Annotated in this window: 14 protein-coding genes; 7 read left to right on the forward strand and 7 right to left on the reverse strand. The window is 65.5% G+C overall.

Features of this window, described 5'->3' with window-relative positions:
• Positions 1-18 precede the first annotated feature (18 nt).
• The 3 genes from ACNI3Q_RS13130 to ACNI3Q_RS13140 form a co-directional block, all read right to left on the reverse strand.
• Positions 19-258, reverse strand: coding sequence for a hypothetical protein (locus ACNI3Q_RS13130; protein ID WP_426277373.1), 240 nt, complete (start codon positions 256-258; stop codon positions 19-21).
• 126 nt (positions 259-384) lie between these two features.
• Positions 385-741 (reverse strand): GntR family transcriptional regulator, encoded by a 357-nt coding sequence (locus tag ACNI3Q_RS13135; protein ID WP_260020073.1) that lies wholly within the window; start codon positions 739-741, stop codon positions 385-387.
• A 47-nt stretch (positions 742-788) separates the two neighbouring features.
• Positions 789-1,367 (reverse strand): nitroreductase family protein, encoded by a 579-nt coding sequence (locus tag ACNI3Q_RS13140; RefSeq protein WP_426277375.1) that lies wholly within the window; start codon positions 1,365-1,367, stop codon positions 789-791.
• A 190-nt stretch (positions 1,368-1,557) separates the two neighbouring features.
• Between ACNI3Q_RS13140 and ACNI3Q_RS13145 the strand changes: the two genes are divergently transcribed.
• Both ACNI3Q_RS13145 and ACNI3Q_RS13150 read left to right on the forward strand, forming a co-directional pair.
• Positions 1,558-3,135 carry a peptide MFS transporter gene (locus ACNI3Q_RS13145; protein ID WP_426277378.1) on the forward strand — a complete coding sequence of 526 codons (1,578 nt, stop codon included), beginning with the start codon at positions 1,558-1,560 and terminating at the stop codon, positions 3,133-3,135.
• 21 nt (positions 3,136-3,156) lie between these two features.
• Entirely contained in the window at positions 3,157-3,849 is a 693-nt protein-coding gene (locus tag ACNI3Q_RS13150; RefSeq protein ID WP_426277380.1) for an NnrU family protein, read from the forward strand.
• 61 nt (positions 3,850-3,910) lie between these two features.
• Here ACNI3Q_RS13150 and ACNI3Q_RS13155 read toward each other — a convergent pair whose 3' ends face one another.
• From ACNI3Q_RS13155 to queF, 3 genes are all read right to left on the reverse strand, one after another.
• Positions 3,911-5,188: a glycoside hydrolase family 130 protein gene (locus ACNI3Q_RS13155; protein ID WP_426277381.1), complete on the reverse strand. Its 1,278-nt coding sequence runs from the start codon at positions 5,186-5,188 to the stop codon at positions 3,911-3,913.
• A gap of 49 nt (positions 5,189-5,237) precedes the next feature.
• Entirely contained in the window at positions 5,238-7,514 is a 2,277-nt protein-coding gene (locus ACNI3Q_RS13160) for a glycosyltransferase family 4 protein (RefSeq protein ID WP_426277383.1), read from the reverse strand.
• A gap of 158 nt (positions 7,515-7,672) precedes the next feature.
• Entirely contained in the window at positions 7,673-8,119 is a 447-nt protein-coding gene (gene queF / locus ACNI3Q_RS13165; RefSeq protein ID WP_260020067.1) for a preQ(1) synthase, read from the reverse strand.
• 31 nt (positions 8,120-8,150) lie between these two features.
• On the opposite strand from queF, the gene ACNI3Q_RS13170 reads away from it, so the two are divergent.
• The 5 genes from ACNI3Q_RS13170 (at position 8,151) to ACNI3Q_RS13190 (ending at position 14,257) form a co-directional block, all read left to right on the forward strand.
• A complete protein-coding gene (locus ACNI3Q_RS13170) occupies positions 8,151-9,704 on the forward strand; it encodes a cryptochrome/photolyase family protein (RefSeq protein ID WP_426277385.1) in 1,554 nt (517 codons plus the stop codon).
• Between the two features lie 84 nt (positions 9,705-9,788).
• The gene (gene sseA / locus ACNI3Q_RS13175; RefSeq protein WP_426277387.1) at positions 9,789-10,619 is read left to right on the forward strand and encodes a 3-mercaptopyruvate sulfurtransferase; all 831 of its coding nucleotides are present in this window, start codon (positions 9,789-9,791) and stop codon (positions 10,617-10,619) included.
• A complete protein-coding gene (gene metC, locus ACNI3Q_RS13180; RefSeq protein ID WP_426277389.1) occupies positions 10,577-11,815 on the forward strand; it encodes a cystathionine beta-lyase in 1,239 nt (412 codons plus the stop codon). Before sseA ends, metC begins: the two co-directional genes overlap by 43 nt.
• Entirely contained in the window at positions 11,812-13,116 is a 1,305-nt protein-coding gene (locus tag ACNI3Q_RS13185) for a mechanosensitive ion channel family protein (RefSeq protein WP_426277391.1), read from the forward strand. Before metC ends, ACNI3Q_RS13185 begins: the two co-directional genes overlap by 4 nt.
• Before the next feature lie 4 nt (positions 13,117-13,120).
• Complete coding sequence (locus ACNI3Q_RS13190; protein WP_426277393.1) at positions 13,121-14,257, forward strand: GNAT family N-acetyltransferase; 1,137 nt, start codon at positions 13,121-13,123, stop codon at positions 14,255-14,257.
• 12 nt (positions 14,258-14,269) lie between these two features.
• Here the strand turns inward: ACNI3Q_RS13190 and ACNI3Q_RS13195 are convergent, their stop codons facing one another.
• Complete coding sequence (locus tag ACNI3Q_RS13195; protein ID WP_426277395.1) at positions 14,270-15,970, reverse strand: hypothetical protein; 1,701 nt, start codon at positions 15,968-15,970, stop codon at positions 14,270-14,272.
• Between the last annotated feature and the right edge of the window lie 39 nt (positions 15,971-16,009).

Below are 16,009 nucleotides of genomic sequence, written 5' to 3' on the forward strand. Positions count from 1 at the left end.
TCGCCTGTCGCCGACCGTTCAGGCGGCGAGCGTGCCGGTCAGATTGCTGGTGCCGGTCATCATGTAGCTGCGCAGGCCGCTATGGCTGAGCGGCAATGCAGCACCGCAGCACGCGCATTCGGCGGTCATCCGGCCGACGAACCACTGGCTTTCGCCGCAATCGGGACAGGCATTCACCTTGTCCAGCCGATAGGTCAGGCCCTGTTCGCCCCGGCCGATCGTCCGGCTCAGCATCAGAATGTCGTCACCGCGGGCCATGTCGCTTCCTCCAGACTGCGGACCATAGCATGAACGCAGCGATGAGCCGCCCTGTTCCGTCGATCAGCGGAAGATTTTTCTGTGGATGAATCATAAATGCAACGCTGCCCGGCGGGGCACCGGCAATCAGGCGATTTCGCGGTCCAGCAGGTCGTCGACGCTCAGGCCGAGCAATGCGATCTGTTCCTGAACCCGCGGCCAGGTTCCGGCCAGAAACCGCTCCCGTTCCGCCGTGCGCAGCCGTTCCGCCGTGCCGGGCAGGACGAACATCCCGACGCCGCGCCGCACCTCGACATAGCCTTCGTCCTGAAACCGCTGATACGCCTTTGCGACGGTCAGCGGATTGGCGCCATGTTCGGCGGCAAGCGCACGAACCGAGGGCAACTGGTCGCCCGCACGAAACCGTCCCTTCAGGATCGCGGCAACAATGGTTGCCCGCAATTTCAGATAGACCGGGCTTTCATCGTGATCGAGCAGCGCCATAGCACCTTAATACACCATCGGTCCGGCCTGTCCAGCGTCGGTGTGGGTCAACCGTGCCAGATGGAGGCAATATCGTCGATCAATGGGCGGGGCCGCTCCTCCAGCGGTTTGGCCGCCGTACCGATGAACACGAATCCGGCAATCCGTTCATGCGCAGCGCCGAATGCGTCCCGCACGCGATCCGATGTGCTGGCCCAACCGGTCAGCCAGCCCCCGACATAGCCATGGGCATGGACGGCATGCAGCAGGTTCATGGTCGCCGCGCCCGTCGACAGTTCCTGTTCCCAGGCCGGGATATGGCTGGGTTTCGGCGAATGCAGCACCACGACCAGCGCGGGGGCCATGCGCGCGAAATTGTCCATCGCCTCGATCTCCAGCCGACCTGCCTCCGGCTTTTCGGCGCGATAGGCATCGGTCAGCATCGCGGACAGCGCATCGCGCGCATCCGGCGGCACGATGACGAAGCGCCACGGGGCCAGCTTGCCATGATCGGGCGTGCGCGCCGCCAGCGCGATCATCGCCCGCAGCTCCGCCTCGCCCGGGCCCGGGGCAGTCATTTCGCGCGGGCGACCCGACCGGCGGGTGGCAAGCAGGGTCAGCGGACTGGTGCGATCATTGAACGTCATGCCCCGCGATCTAGGGTGGCACCGGCCGACGCACAATAATTGCTTGGCAAGCCAGTTTCGCTGGCTAGGCTGCGGCGCATCTTCGGTCCGGGTGCAAAGTGCGCCCGGGCCATGCATTTGTTTTGCCGAAAGGGTGTCCGTTTTGTCTTCCTTCAAACCAATCGCTGCCTGGGCGGAAGCAGACTGGATCATGGCCATCGCCATGGCAGTGCTGTTCGCGTTCCTGGCCGTCGGACTGATGATCGCGGCCAGCCGCAAGCCGGAATTTGCGGGCCATCCCAAGGGCCTGTACATGCTGTTCTTTGCCGAAATGTGGGAGCGTTTCTCCTATTACGGCATGCGCGCCATCCTGATCTTTTACCTGACGCAGCACTGGTTGTTTTCGGACGGCAAATCGAACCTGATCTACGGCGCCTATACCTCGCTGGTGTACATCACCCCGGTACTGGGCGGCTATCTGGCCGACCGCTATCTGGGACAGCGCAAGGCGGTGCTGTTCGGCGGCCTGTTGCTGGCGGCGGGCCATTCGCTGATGGCGGTCGAAGGCACCGGCGGGCAGAGCGACCCGACGATCAACGTCTTCTGGGCCGCGCTTGCCTTCATCATCGTCGGTTCGGGATTCCTGAAGGCGAACATCTCGGTCATGGTGGGTCAGCTTTATAACCTCACCGACACGCGCCGCGATGCCGCCTATACGATCTTCTACATGGGCATCAATGTGGGGGCGGCGATGGGCACGATCCTTGTCGCCTATCTCGGCCAGACGCTCGGCTGGGGTTACGGCTTCGGACTGGCGGGGATCGGCATGCTTGTCGGCCTGATCGTTTTTGCGCTGGGCAGGGGATCGCTGCGCGGGGCCGGAGAGGCGCCTGCACCGCTTGCCCGTGGCAAGGAATTCGGCCTGTACGGCATTGGCGTTGCCTCCGTGGCCGTGATCTGGGCGCTCGTTCAGTATCAGAACGTGATTCAGGGGTTGCTGGCCGTTTCCGGCGTCGCGCTGCTCGCCTATGTCCTGTTCGAAAGCTTCAAGCTGGAAAAGGAACCGCGCGAACGGATGTTCGCCATCCTGTTCCTGATTTCCCTCAATCCGGTCTTCTGGGGCCTGTTCGAACAGGCGGGCGGTTCGATGAACCTGTTCACCGACGAATTTGTCGATCGCGGCGGGGTGCCGGCCGGCATCTTCCAATCGATCAACCCGATTTACATCATCCTGTTCGCCCCGATCTTTGCCGCCCTTTGGCAATGGCTGGGCAAGCGCGGGCTGGAGCCGTCTGCCCCGGCCAAGTTCGGCATCGCCCTGTTGCAGATGGGTGCCGCCAACCTTGTGCTCGTGTTCGGTGCGCAGGCATGGGGGATCGAGGCGATGACGCCGGTGTTCCTGGTGTTCGCCTATTACCTGTTGGCGACCACGGCCGAGCTGTGCCTGTCGCCGGTCGGCCTGTCGGCGATGAACCGGCTCGCTCCGAAATTCCTCGCCTCGCTGATCATGGGGGCGTGGTTCTACATGACGGCGGTCGGCAATTTCGTTGCGGGCAAGATCGGTGAGGCGACGGGCGGCCATGACGGCCAGATGACCAAGACCGGCCTGCTCGACATTTACGAACTGTTCGGCTGGATCGCGATCGGCATCGGCGTTGCTGTCGTGCTGTTCAGCCCGGTGGTGAAGAAGTGGATGCACCTCGACACGCTGCGCGATGACGGCGATCGGGCGGTCGATGCCCTGGCCGAACCGGATGCCGCTGTACCGCCGCGCCCGGCAACCTTCTGACCCGATGGAGGCGTGCCGCCGATGATGATGCTGATCCTTGCCTGCATCGCCTTTGTCGGCACGCATTTCCTGTTGTCGCACCCGCTGCGCGCGCCGCTGGTCGCGCGGTTGGGGGCGAACGGGTTTCTGGGTGTCTATTCCATCGTCGCCTTTGCCACGCTGGGGTGGATGGCCCATGTCTATCAGACGCTGCCGGCACAGGCGCCGCTATGGCCGGTCGGCAATGGCCTTTGGGCGGCGGGTACGGCGGTGATGTGGGTTGGCGCGGTCCTGTTTGCCGGATCGCTGGTCCGCAACCCGGCGCTGCCCGATCCAAAGGGGCCGCCCGCCACCGTGCCGACGCCAAAGGGCGTGTTCGCCATCACCCGCCATCCGATGATGTGGGGGTTCGGCCTGTGGGCGCTGGTCCATGCGGCGGTGTTCCCGATCCCCGCCAATCTGGTGCTGACGGCGGCCATCGCCGTGCTGGCGCTGGTCGGGGCGGCGTTGCAGGATGCGAAAAAGGCAACGCTGCAGCCCGGATTCTGGCCGGAATGGTCGCGGACGACCAGCTACTGGCCGTTCGCCGCGCTGATCGCCGGGCGCGTGCCGTGGCGTTCGGCAATGCCCGGCGCGCATGCCCTGGGCGCGGGCACCGTGATCTGGGCCGCTGCGACCTGGGCACACATCCCGCTGGCGGGTGTCGCCGCCGGGATCTGGCGCTGGATCGGCTAGGGCCGGGGCCGCGTCCTTCGACAGGCTCAGGACGAGCGGGGATGAGTGATCAGCCGGCGGTTCAGACCATAGCCGCGATCAGCGAAGCGATGGGCACGAACGCAAAGGCGATCGAGCTGTCCGCCACGCCATAGGGGATGAAGATCCGGTCGTCATGCCGCATCCCGCCGCAGCTATAAACGACGTTGGGCACATAGCCTTCGCGGTCCTGATTGGCGGCGGACAAGATCGGCTCGGCCGTGCGGCCCAGCACCTTTGACGGATCGTGCTTGTCCAGCAGCACCGCGCCGATCGAATATTTCCGCATCGCGCCGACGCCGTGCGTTAGCAGCAACCAGCCCTCGTCCAGCTCGATCGGCGGCCCGCAATTGCCGATCTGCACCAGCTCCCACGGATAATGGGGGGTCAGCAGCTTTTGCCCCTCGTCCCAATGGGTCAGCGTATCGGACTGGATCAGGAACAGGTTTTCGCCATCCTGCCGCCCGATCATCCAGTAACTGCCGCCGATCTTGCGCGGGAACAGGCCCATGCCCTTGTTGCGCGCGGCACTGCCGCTCATCGGCACCAGGTCGAAATTGCGGAAATCGCGGGTCCGCAGCATCTCCGACTGAATCGCCGAACCGTTATAGGCGGTATAGGTGCCCAGCCATTCCACGCTGCCATCGTCATGCGTGAACTGCACGAGGCGCAGGTCCTCCAGCCCCTTTGACTGGGCGTGGGTGATGGGAAAGATCACCGTGCCGGACAGGGTGCTGTCACGGTGGCGGCACACGGTCACCGGACCTTCCGGAATCTCCTCACCCTCCACATCGACCGCCGTGGCAAAGGGCGGTTCGGGCGACAGACGCAATTCGTTGCCCGGCCCGATGATCCCCTCGCGGAACGCGACGGACGAGATGTGCCCTTCGCCGACGGCACGCATCGACATCAGGATGCGGGTGGACCCCGCCGGCATCCCGGACTGGTCGAAATGCGGCACCACGCTGGGGTTCATCAGCGCGGCGGCGGCATAGCTGTATTCGTGACAGAAATAGGCGCCGATCAGCTGGCGGCGCTCGTCGCCGATCACCGCATCGTCCAGGCCGAGCACCTGCGCAATCTGTTCATACCGGGTCATGAACACGCGCCGCGTCTGCCAGTGCCGCGCCTCGAAATCCTTGAGCACCAGCTCAAGCTCGGCGCGCGCCTCCGGCAGGGATAGCGCCAGAACGGCACTGACCAGTCGTTCCGTGCGGCTCGGCCCGCCGCCATTGGACGACCATCCGATATGGAACGGCCGCACGACCACCCGCGACGGATCGGCATACAGCCGGGCCGGGTGATGGAACAGGTCGAGCATCAAATCCCCCGCGTGCGAACCCTTGATGCGTTGCCGCGAGGAATTGGCCTCAGGCAGCGCGTTCCTGACCGTTTGACACGGACTCGCGCCGTTTTGAAAGGGCAGAAATCGCGCATGAGGCAAGTTGCAGTGCCAAAATGGATTCGGCACCCTGATTGCGGTTGAGGCCCGACGGCATCAATCCGTCGAAACATCCGCCATCGGCTCCGCTGGCCAGCGGCAGGTCAAGGTCGTTGACCCCCAGATACCAGCGATAGGCGCGTTCCGCCTCGTCGATCCAGCGCGTGTCGCCGCTGGCATGGAATGCGGCGGCACAGGCATCGATCGTCGCCTGCGCCTCCAGCGGCTGCTGGTCAAAGGGCAAGGGATCGGCATAGGCCCGGCCGAAACTGTCGGTGCCAACCGCGCGGAACCGGCCATCGGGCGATGTCTGGCGCGAAACGATCCATTCCAGCGTCGCCAGGCCGGTGTCGATGAAATCCTGCCGTTCCAGCACCTGGCCTGCGCGCAGCAGCGCCTCGGGCAGGCGGGCATTGTCATAGGCAAGGACGATTTCAAACCATTCCCATTCCGGCCGCCGCGCCGCATCGAGCAGTTCGGTCAGCTCCTCACCGAACCGGGTCAGGATGGTATGCGATACCCCATGGTCGGGCCGCGCCTCCAGATAGGCGGCGGCACCCAGCATGGCGAATGCGCGCGCCCGCGGGCTGCCCAGGTTCAGTGCGATCGGCGCCGTCCGCTCAAACCATTCGCCGGCCCAGATGCGATGCTTGGGAATCCGGCCCTCCGCCGCGCCGACGCCCAGCGCCCAAAGGGTACGGCCGTTGGAATCCTCCGACCCCGTATCTTCCAGCCATTGCCGGTCGAACCCCATGAAATTGCGGAACCGGCGCTGATGCTCGTTCCAGGCGTGCTGGATGAACGAGGCATAGACCGTGGTCCACTCATCCCGCACCTGATCGTCCAGCGGGTCGATCCGGTGCATCAGGATGAAGGCGCGGGCATTATCGTCGATGCAATAGCCGTGGCGGCGATCCGGCACGGAATGGATCGCGTGCTGCAGCATCCCCGTCCCGTCGCTCATGCGGATGACGGCGGACAAGTCCGGCGCCAGCGGGGGGTGGTCCGCCGATCGTTCGACGCGCAGGAAGCGCGGCTGGCGCTCGATCGCGTCCTCGATCACCGCCATCGCCGTATCGGCAAGGCGCGGCCACAGCATCGTGCGCCCCCGGGCATAGGCACGCGCCGACAGGGCATCGCGCCGGTCCGCTTCGTCGAACAGGCCGTTGATCGCGTCGGCAAAGCCTGCACTGTCGCCGAACGGCACGATGATGCCGTGATTGTCGGCCAGAATTTCGGTGGCGTGGACATAGGGGGTCGAAACGACCGCCGCGCCGACGCCCACGGCATAGGACAGCGTTCCCGACGTGATCTGTGCCGGGTTCGGGTAGGGTGTGGCATAGACGTCTGCGGCCTGCAGATAATCCAGCAGTTCTTCCTGTTCGATGAACCCGTCGATGAACCGGACATGTTCGGCAACGCCCAGCGCCTCGGCATCCGCCTTCAGCCGCTGGCGATACGCTTCGCCCTCATGCGCGACGACATTGGGGTGTGTCGCGCCCAGCACGATATACAGCGCCTCCGGATGGCGGGCGGCAATGGCCGGCACGGCGGAAATCAGCGTCTCGATCCCCTTTGACGGGGCGAGCAGGCCAAAGGTCAGCACGACCTTGCGCCCTTGCCATCCGAACTGTTCCTTCATGCTGTCGGGCGCGACCAGCGGGCGGTCGGGCACGCCGTGCGGCACGGTGACGATCTTTCGCGTATCGGTGCCGTGCGTGCGCATCAGGATTTCGCAGCCTCGTTCGGCCATCACCATCACCCTGGCAGCGCGGGCGATCAGCGCCTCGATCACCCGGCGCTCGTCCGGGCTGGGCTGTTCCAGGATGGTGTGCAGCATGACGACGACCGGAATGGTCAGTCGGTCGATCAGCGCCAGCAGATGCTCGCCCGCCGCACCGCCATAGATGCCGTATTCGTGCTGAACCCACAGCGCCTGGGCGCCCGACCCCTCGATCCGGCGGGCCGCGTCCAGATAGGCGGCGCGATCATGCTGGGGGATGCTGTGCGTGACGGCGGGGGGGTAGGCATAGCTTTCGGCACGGTCGTCCATCGCATAGACATCGACGGTCAGGTCCGGAAACTGTTCGACCAGCGCGTCATGACAATGGGTGGTAAAGGTTGCGAGGCCGCACCGGCGGGGCAGGAAATTGCCGAGCAGTGCGACATGGCCGGTCCCTGCCGGCGCAAGCGGATGATGCGCCATAATGCTCTATCCCTGATCTGTTTGGTGGGTGCCACGCGGCGGCACCCGAACCTAAACCCCGGATGAACACTATGGTTGCATCGATGCTGCGGTGCAACAGAAACAAAATGATGCAATTTTCAGCTGTTACGCGCCGCCGATGGTGCGGCCTGCGCGACTCACCCGCGGCCGCGATATCCCGGCACACCCTGATCCGGCAGCCACAGCCCGGCCGGCGGTTCGCCCGATTGCCAGAACACGTCGATGGGAATGCCGCCGCGCGGATACCAATATCCGCCGATGCGCAACCATTTCGGCTTCATTTCATCAAACAGCCGGCGACCGATGCCGACCGTGCAGTTTTCATGAAACGCCTGATGGTTGCGAAAGCTGCCCAGGAACAGTTTCAGCGATTTGGATTCGACGATGGTCTGGTCCGGGGCGTAATCGATCACCAGATGGGCGAAATCGGGCTGCGCCGTCACAGGGCAGAGCGAGGTGAATTCCGGCGCGACGAAGCGCACCAGATACAGCTGCCCGGCCTGCGGGTTGGGGACATAATCCAGCACCGCTTCTTCGGGGGTCTGGGGCAGGTCGGCGGTCTGGCCAAGGAATTTGGGTGTCATGGTTCGCGCATTTAGGAAGGAACGGGGCGGAATGGAACGGGGCATCGACACGCTGATCCCGGTACTGGGCGATCAGCTGAGTTTCGGGCTGTCCGCCCTCAAGGATGCGGACCCCAAAACCAGCGTCATCCTGATGATGGAGGTGGATGAGGAGGCGACCTATGTCCGCCATCACGTCCGCAAGATCGCGTTCCTGTTCGCCGCGATGCGCCACCATGCCGAAGCGCTGCGGGCGGCGGGATGGACGGTGGATTACATCGCGCTCGATGATCCAGCCAATGCCGGCAGCTTTACGGGCGAACTGGCCCGCGCGGTCGAACGGCACGCGCCGAAACGGATCGTGGCCACCGAAGCGGGCGAATGGCGGGTGCGCCAGGCGCAGGACCAATGGGCCGACAAGTTCGGATGCACCGTCGATATCCGCGAGGATGACCGCTTCATCGCCGCCCATGCCGATTTCGACGACTGGGCCGAGGGGCGCAAGCAGCTGCGCATGGAGTTTTTCTATCGCGAGATGCGCCGCAAGACCGGCCTGTTGCTGGATGCGGACGGCAAGCCCGAAGGCGGGGAGTGGAATTACGACAAGGAAAACCGAAAGCCCGCGACCCGCGACCTGTTGATGCCACGGCCGCTTTCCTTTGCGCCGGACGCGGGGACGAAGGCGGTGCTCAAGCTGGTTGCGGACCGGTTCGCCGATCATCCCGGCAGGCTCCACGGCTTCGATTTTGCCGTGACGCGCGCGGATGCGCTGGCGCAGCAGGCGCATTTCATTCGCCACGCGCTGCCCCGGTTCGGGGATTATCAGGATGCGATGCTGACCGGCGAGCCGTTCCTGTGGCACTCGATCCTGTCGCCCTATCTCAACTGCGGCCTGCTTGACCCGCTGGAGCTGTGCCGGCTGGCGGAGGCGGAATATGCCGAGGGCCGCGCGCCACTCAATGCTGTCGAGGGCTTTATCCGCCAGATCATCGGCTGGCGCGAATATGTGCGCGGCATCTATTGGCGGGAGGGGCCGGACTATACCGCCCGCAATTTCCTCGACGCCAAACGGCCGCTGCCCGCATTCTACTGGACGGGCGAGACGGACATGCACTGCCTGTCGCAGGCGATCGGCCAGACGCTGGATTTCGCCTATGCCCATCATATCCAGCGGTTGATGGTCACCGGCAATTTCGCGCTGCTGATCGGGGCGGACCCGGCCGATGTGCAACGTTGGTATCTTGAGGTGTATGCCGATGCCTATGAATGGGTGGAGGCGCCCAACACGCTGGGCATGAGCCAGTTCGGGGACGGCGGCCTGCTGGCATCCAAACCCTATGCCGCGTCGGGAGCATATATCGACCGGATGAGCGATTATTGCGGGCATTGCCGGTACGACGTCAAACAGCGGACCGGGCCGAAAGCGTGTCCGTACAACGCGCTTTACTGGGATTTTCTGGACAGGAACGCGGACAAGCTTGGCAAGAACCAGCGGCTTGCCATGCCCTATCGCAACTGGGCGAAGATGAAGGATGACGACAAGCGCGCACTGAAGGCGCAGGCCGCGCATTTCCTGAAACGGCTCGATGCGGGCGATCGGGTTTGAACATCCCCGCAGCGGAATGACGTCGGAAACGCTGTCTCGACTTCGCTCCGGACGAACGGCTAGGACGGCGGCAAGGAGGCGCGCATGGAAACGCTGGTATCGACCGAATGGCTGGCCGGGCATCTGGCCGACCCTGATCTGGTGATCGTGGATGCAAGCTATCATTTGACGCCCCGTGATCCCGCCGCCGAATTTGCCGCCGCGCACATTCCGGGCGCGGTGTTCCTGAACCTGAAGGCGCTGGCCGATCCCGATCATCCCGCGCCGATGATGCTGCCCCGGCCGGATGCGTTCGCCGCCGCGATGGGTGCGCTGGGCATTGGCGAGGGGCGGCGTGTCGTCCTGTATGACGACAGCGACATCCGCACTGCCGCCCGCGCCTGGTGGATGCTGCGGACGATGGGCTTTGCCGATGTCGCCATTCTCGACGGCGGACTGGCCAAATGGCGGGCGGAGGGTCGGCCGCTTGAGGCGGGCGAACACCGGCCATGCCCTGCAACCTTTTCCCCGCGACCGGCAAGCGGCGCGGTCCGCGACAAGGCGGCGATGCTGGCCAATGTGACGAGCGGCGAGGAACAGGTGGTCGACGCGCGCGGCGCACCCCGGTTTTCGGGGGCAGAGGCCGATCCCCGGCCCGGCGTTGCGGCGGGGCATATCCCCGGCGCGCTGAACCTGCCCTATGGCCGGATGTTTCAGGCCGACGGGACATGGAAGTCGCCGGACGCCATCCGCGCCGAATTCGATGCGGCGGGCATCGACCTTGACCGCCCCATCGTCGCCAGTTGCGGATCGGGCATCACCGCATCTGTTCTGCTGTTCGGGCTGGACCGGATCGGGCAGGGCGGCGCGCTCTATGACGGCAGCTGGTCCGAATGGGGCATCGACCCCGAAACGCCAAAGGAAGTGACTGCGTGAGCAAGACGCCGCCCGACGATCAACGCCCCGCAACCCGCCTGATCACCGGCGGCCGGCGCGCGGAATGGACCAACGGCATCGTCAATCCGCCGGTCTGGCGCGCGTCGACGATCCTGTATGACAGCGTCGCCGAGCTGCGCGCGCGGGGCGGGGCGGATACGCACCACAGGCTGTTCTACGGCCGGCGCGGCACGCCGACCCAATGGTCGCTGGCCGACGCGCTGACGCAGCTGGAGCCGGAGGCAGAGGCGACGTTCCTCTATCCGTCCGGCGTGGCGGCGGTATCGGCTGCGTTGCTCGCCTGTCTCAACCCCGGCGACGAGCTGTTGATGACCGACAGCGCCTATGACCCGACGCGCAGCTTCTGCGACCATTTCCTCGCCCGGTTCGGCGTGACGACGCGCTATTACGACCCGCTGATCGGCGCGGGAATCGCCGACCTGATCAGCCCTGCCACCCGCGCCATCTTCATGGAAAGCCCCGGCAGCCTGACGTTCGAGGTGCAGGATGTGCCGGCCATCGTCGCTGTCGCCAAGGCGCGGGGGCTGACCACGCTGATCGACAATACCTGGGCAACGCCGCTGTTGCTGCCGGCCATTGGCATGGGGGTCGATTATTCGATCATGGCCTGCACCAAATATGTCGTTGGGCACAGCGACGTGATGCTGGGCAGCGTGACCGCCGGGCCGGGCCGCTTTGACGCCCTGCGCACCGTCAGCCATCAACTGGGTCAGACGGCCAGCCCCGACGATGCCTGGCTGGGCGCGCGGGGGCTGCGCACCATGGGCGTCCGGCTGGCGCAACAGGGGGCGGCGGCGCTCAGGATCGCCGAATGGCTGCAGGGCAGGGCGGAGGTGGCGCGGGTGCTGCATCCGGCTCTGTCCGATTGCCCGGGCCATGCCCTGTTCCAGCGGGATTTTCGCGGTGCGTCAGCCCTGTTCAGCATCGTGCTCGCGGGGGGCAGCGACCGGGCGCGGGCGGCGTTCATCGACACGTTGGGCCTGTTCGGCATCGGCTATAGCTGGGGCGGCTTTGAAAGCCTGGCGCTGCCCGTCGATCCGCAGCGGCATCGCAGCGCGACCCGCTGGCTGGCAGAGGGGCCAGTGGTCCGGCTGCAGATCGGGCTGGAGGATTCGGACGACCTGATCGCCGATCTCGAGCGCGGCTTTGCGGCCTGGCGATCCATCAAGGCATGAACGGCATCGGCGCCTGGCTGGCCGCGCGTGGCATCGACGTGCCCGACGGGCCGGAGCTGGTCGAGGCGGCGGTGGCGCTGGGCATCATCGGCCTTGCCCTGATCGCGGGTTGGGCTGCCGCGCGCTGGATCGGCCCAGCACTGGTGGCGATGCTGGGCGATCGGACGGGGTTTCAGGGCACGCCGATCCTGCCCCGCATTGCCCCCATCCTGCGCCACCTGACCATCGCGCTGATGCTGGCCATCGCCAATCGGCTGTGGCCGTGGACCGGCCTTGCCACGCTGCTGATCGGCCTTGTCTGGAGCATCGCGGCGGCGCGCGGCGTGATCCAGACCCTGCGTGGCCTGCGCGTGGTGGGCGGGCTGGCCTGGGCGGTCGGCCTGTTCGTCTTTGTGGCCATCTTCACCCGCGCGGTCGGGGGCCTCACGCCGGTCACCGAACTGCTCGATTCGCTGGCGGTTCAGGTGGGCAGCCGCCGCATTTCCCTCCTCGATCTGGTCACGATCACCATTGCGGGCGTCACCCTGTTCGCCATCGCCCGGCTGACCAACAAGCTGATCGCTCATTCGATCAGCGGCTCGCGCGCGTTCGATCCGACGCAAAAGCTGCTGTTCCAGAAACTGGCCGGCATTGCGGTGGTCGTCATCGCGTTCTTTGTCGGCATCGACCTGTTGTCGATCGACCTGACCAGCCTTGCGATCTTTTCGGGCGCATTCGGCCTGGCGGTGGGCTTTGGCCTGCAAAAGACCATCGGCAACCTGATCGCCGGCATCATCCTGTTGATGGACCGGTCGATCAAGCCGGGCGACGTGATCGTGGTGGGTCAGAGTTTCGGCTGGGTGAACAAGATCGGCGTGCGCGCGGTCAGCGTGATTACGCGCGATGGCAAGGAGCATCTGATCCCCAACGAAAACCTGATGACGCAGGAGGTGGAGAACTGGTCCTTTTCCGACCGCGACGTGCGCATCCGCATCCCCGTCACCATCGCCTATTCCAGCGACATGGCGCTGGCGCAGCAGTTGATGATGCAGGCCGCGACCGACAGCCCCCGCGTCCTGAAAAGCCCCGCGCCCAATGTGTGGATGACCGCCTTTGCCGAAAATGGCGCGGCGTTCGAAATCCTTGTCTGGATCAACGATCCCGAAAGCGGCGTCGGCAATGTGAAGTCGGATGTGCTGAACCGACTGTGGCGCCTGTTTCAGGATCGCGGTGTCGAGGTGCCGTTGCCGCAACGGATCGTGACAATGAAGCCTGCGCCGCTTGATCAGCCATTGCGGGCGGGCGACGCCGCCCTACCTTGATGGCGTGACCGCCCGGCCCATCACTGCCCGCATCGCCGAAAGCGTAACCGCCATTCCGGCGGCCGAATGGGATGCGTGCGCGGGCACCGGCAATCCGTTCCTCAGCCACCGGTTCCTGTCGATCCTTGAACGGTCGGGATCGGCGTCGGCACAGGCCGGGTGGCAACCGCTGCCCATCGTGGTCGATGGCGCGGATGGCCGCCCCGCCGCCATCGCCCCGGCCTATGGCAAATCGCACAGCCAGGGCGAATATGTGTTCGACCATGCCTGGGCCGATGCGTGGGAACGGGCGGGGGGTCGCTATTATCCAAAACTTCAGGTGGCAGTGCCGTTCACCCCCGTGCCGGGCGCGCGCCTGTTGCTGCGCGATGCTGATGCGGCCCCCGGCCTGATCGCCTCGATCGAGGCGGTGACGGATCAGAACGGCCTGTCATCCGCCCATGCGACCTTTGTCGAGGAGGCGCAGCTCGACGCCTTTCGCGCCGCCGGCTGGCTGATCCGTCGGGGCGTCCAGTTCCACTGGGCCAATCGCGGCTATGGCTCGTTCGACGATTTCCTGGGCGATCTGGCCAGCCGCAAGCGCAAGAACCTGCGCAAGGAACGGGCGGCGGCGGTGGAGGGGCTGACCATCCGCCACCTGACCGGCGCGGCGATCACCGAGGCGCATTGGGACGCCTTCTGGGTTTTCTATCAGGATACGGGCGCGCGCAAATGGGGTCGGCCCTATCTGTCGCGCGCTTTCTTTACCCTGCTGGGGCAGGAAATGGCGGACGATGTGCTGCTGATCCTGGCGGAACGGGACGGACGGCCGATTGCGGGCGCGCTGAACCTGATCGGGTCGGATGCGCTGTATGGCCGCTATTGGGGCTGCCGCGAGGACGTGCCCTTCCTTCATTTCGAGCTGTGCTATTATCAGGCGATCGACGCCGCCATCGAACGCGGGCTGGCGCGGGTCGAGGCGGGGGCGCAGGGCGAACACAAGCTGGCGCGCGGCTATGCGCCCGTGCCCACCTGGTCCGCGCACTACATCCCCGATCCGGGATTTCGCCGCGCCATCGCGGATTTTCTGGCGCGCGAGACGGCGGCGATGGAAAGCGAAGAGGCGTTTCTGGGCGAAATGACCCCGTTCAAGCGGGGTTAGGCATCGCGGCCCTTAACGCTCCCGCTCGTTCGGCGGGTCCAGCTCGCGCCGTTCGATCCGGTCACGCAGCTCGCGCAGCCGCACCTCGCGCCGCGCCAGCCGCTCGATGGCGAACGGGCCATAGGGGCCAAGGTCTTCCACCGTCACCACGGCCGGCGGTACGGCGGGATTGACGCGGAACAGCGTGCTCGACCCGTTGGTCCACACTGGCACCAGCCCCTGGTTGAGCCGCTGGTCATAGGGCGGGGCGTGGATCAGCCAGACATGATCGAACGCATCGCGCGGGAAATGCGTGATCGCCCAGGCCAGCGGCCGCCACCATTCGCGGCGGCACTGGTGACTGGTCACCAGCTCCGACGGATCGGACGCATAGCCCAGCCCTGCGGCGTACCGCGTCGTCATCAACTGGCCACCGACCATCGACCATTGATCGTTGGCAAAGGCGAGCTTTCGCGCCAGCGCCAGCCCGGCCAGATGCTCGACCCGCGTCATGGCCCAGGGTTGGGCACAGGACACGCCGACGAATGTGATCAGCCGCGATTTGGGCGGCAACGCCTCCAGCGCGGCAAGCTCACGCTTGTAGCTCTGATCATACAGGTAGAAACTCGCCGTGGTGCCGCCCAGCCGCACCAGGAAAAAAGCAAGGCCGATCCCCGCCAGCACCGATGCACCGCGGATCGACAGGCCCGGTTTCGGGCGCAGCGCGATCAAGCCGACGGCAAACAGATAGGGCGCAAGGCGCATGTCGGCATAGGCCGATCCGAACACGATGCGCGGCAAGAGGACATAGACCAGCGCCAGAAAGGCAAGCGAGATCAGGAGGTTGCGCGAATATTCGATATTCGGATCGCGCACCCCCTTGAACAGCACCAGATACAGGACGCCGACACTGGCCAGGTCGAACAGCTGCCACCGGTCGCGCAGGACCATGGTCAGCCACATCATCTTGGCCTGCCAGTTAAAGAAATCCGTGGTCGCCCCCGATGCCTGACCGGTGCGCCATGCGATCATCAGGATGACCGGCGGGGCCAGCACCAGGCACTGGATACCGGCAACGAACCAAGGCTTTACCCACCGCTGGATGAAATCCCCGCCCGGCCCGCGCATGTCGTGGCGGCGGATCAGCTCGGCCGAAAAGGCAAGAACGCCCAGCGTTCCCCAGCCAAAGGTGTGCGTGACCCAGATCAGGCAGGCGATCGGCGGAAAGATCCAGTTGCGCAGCCGCAGCTTGCCCAGCCGCGCCAGCCGCAACCACAGGGCAAAGGCGTTGAGCGCGAGCGCCATCGACAGCGCGAAATTGACGAAGCCGAAATGCAGCGGAAAGCTGTAGGCCAGCGGCAGGGCGAACAGGGCGGTGGCCGGCACCCGCCCATGCACTTCCCGCGCGATCCACAGCAGGCCGAGCGCGGTCAGCGGCGGGATGGTGATGACGATCGCCTTCACCGCCGGTTCCAGACCCAGCACCGGCTCCAGCACGAAAACGAGCAGGTCGACGCCCAGATTGCCGATCAACTGCCAATCGAACCGGTACCATTCGGCGAGATGGGGCATTTCGCCCCACATCTGCTGCACCCGATACCGCCCGATATGGCCGGGCAGATCGAGCAGCGGCGGCACCTGCGGCCACAGCATCGGGATCGCACAGGCAAGCGCCGCCGCCCATACGAACCAGCGTGTCTGCCACCAGCGAAGTCGGTCTGCCCCTGCCTCCATCGCGCGCTTCTAGGCGAGGGGACAGAGATGCTGCAAGCG

This window comes from Sphingomonas eleionomae (genome assembly GCF_049889035.1).
Classification (GTDB): Bacteria; Pseudomonadota; Alphaproteobacteria; order Sphingomonadales; family Sphingomonadaceae; genus Sphingomonas.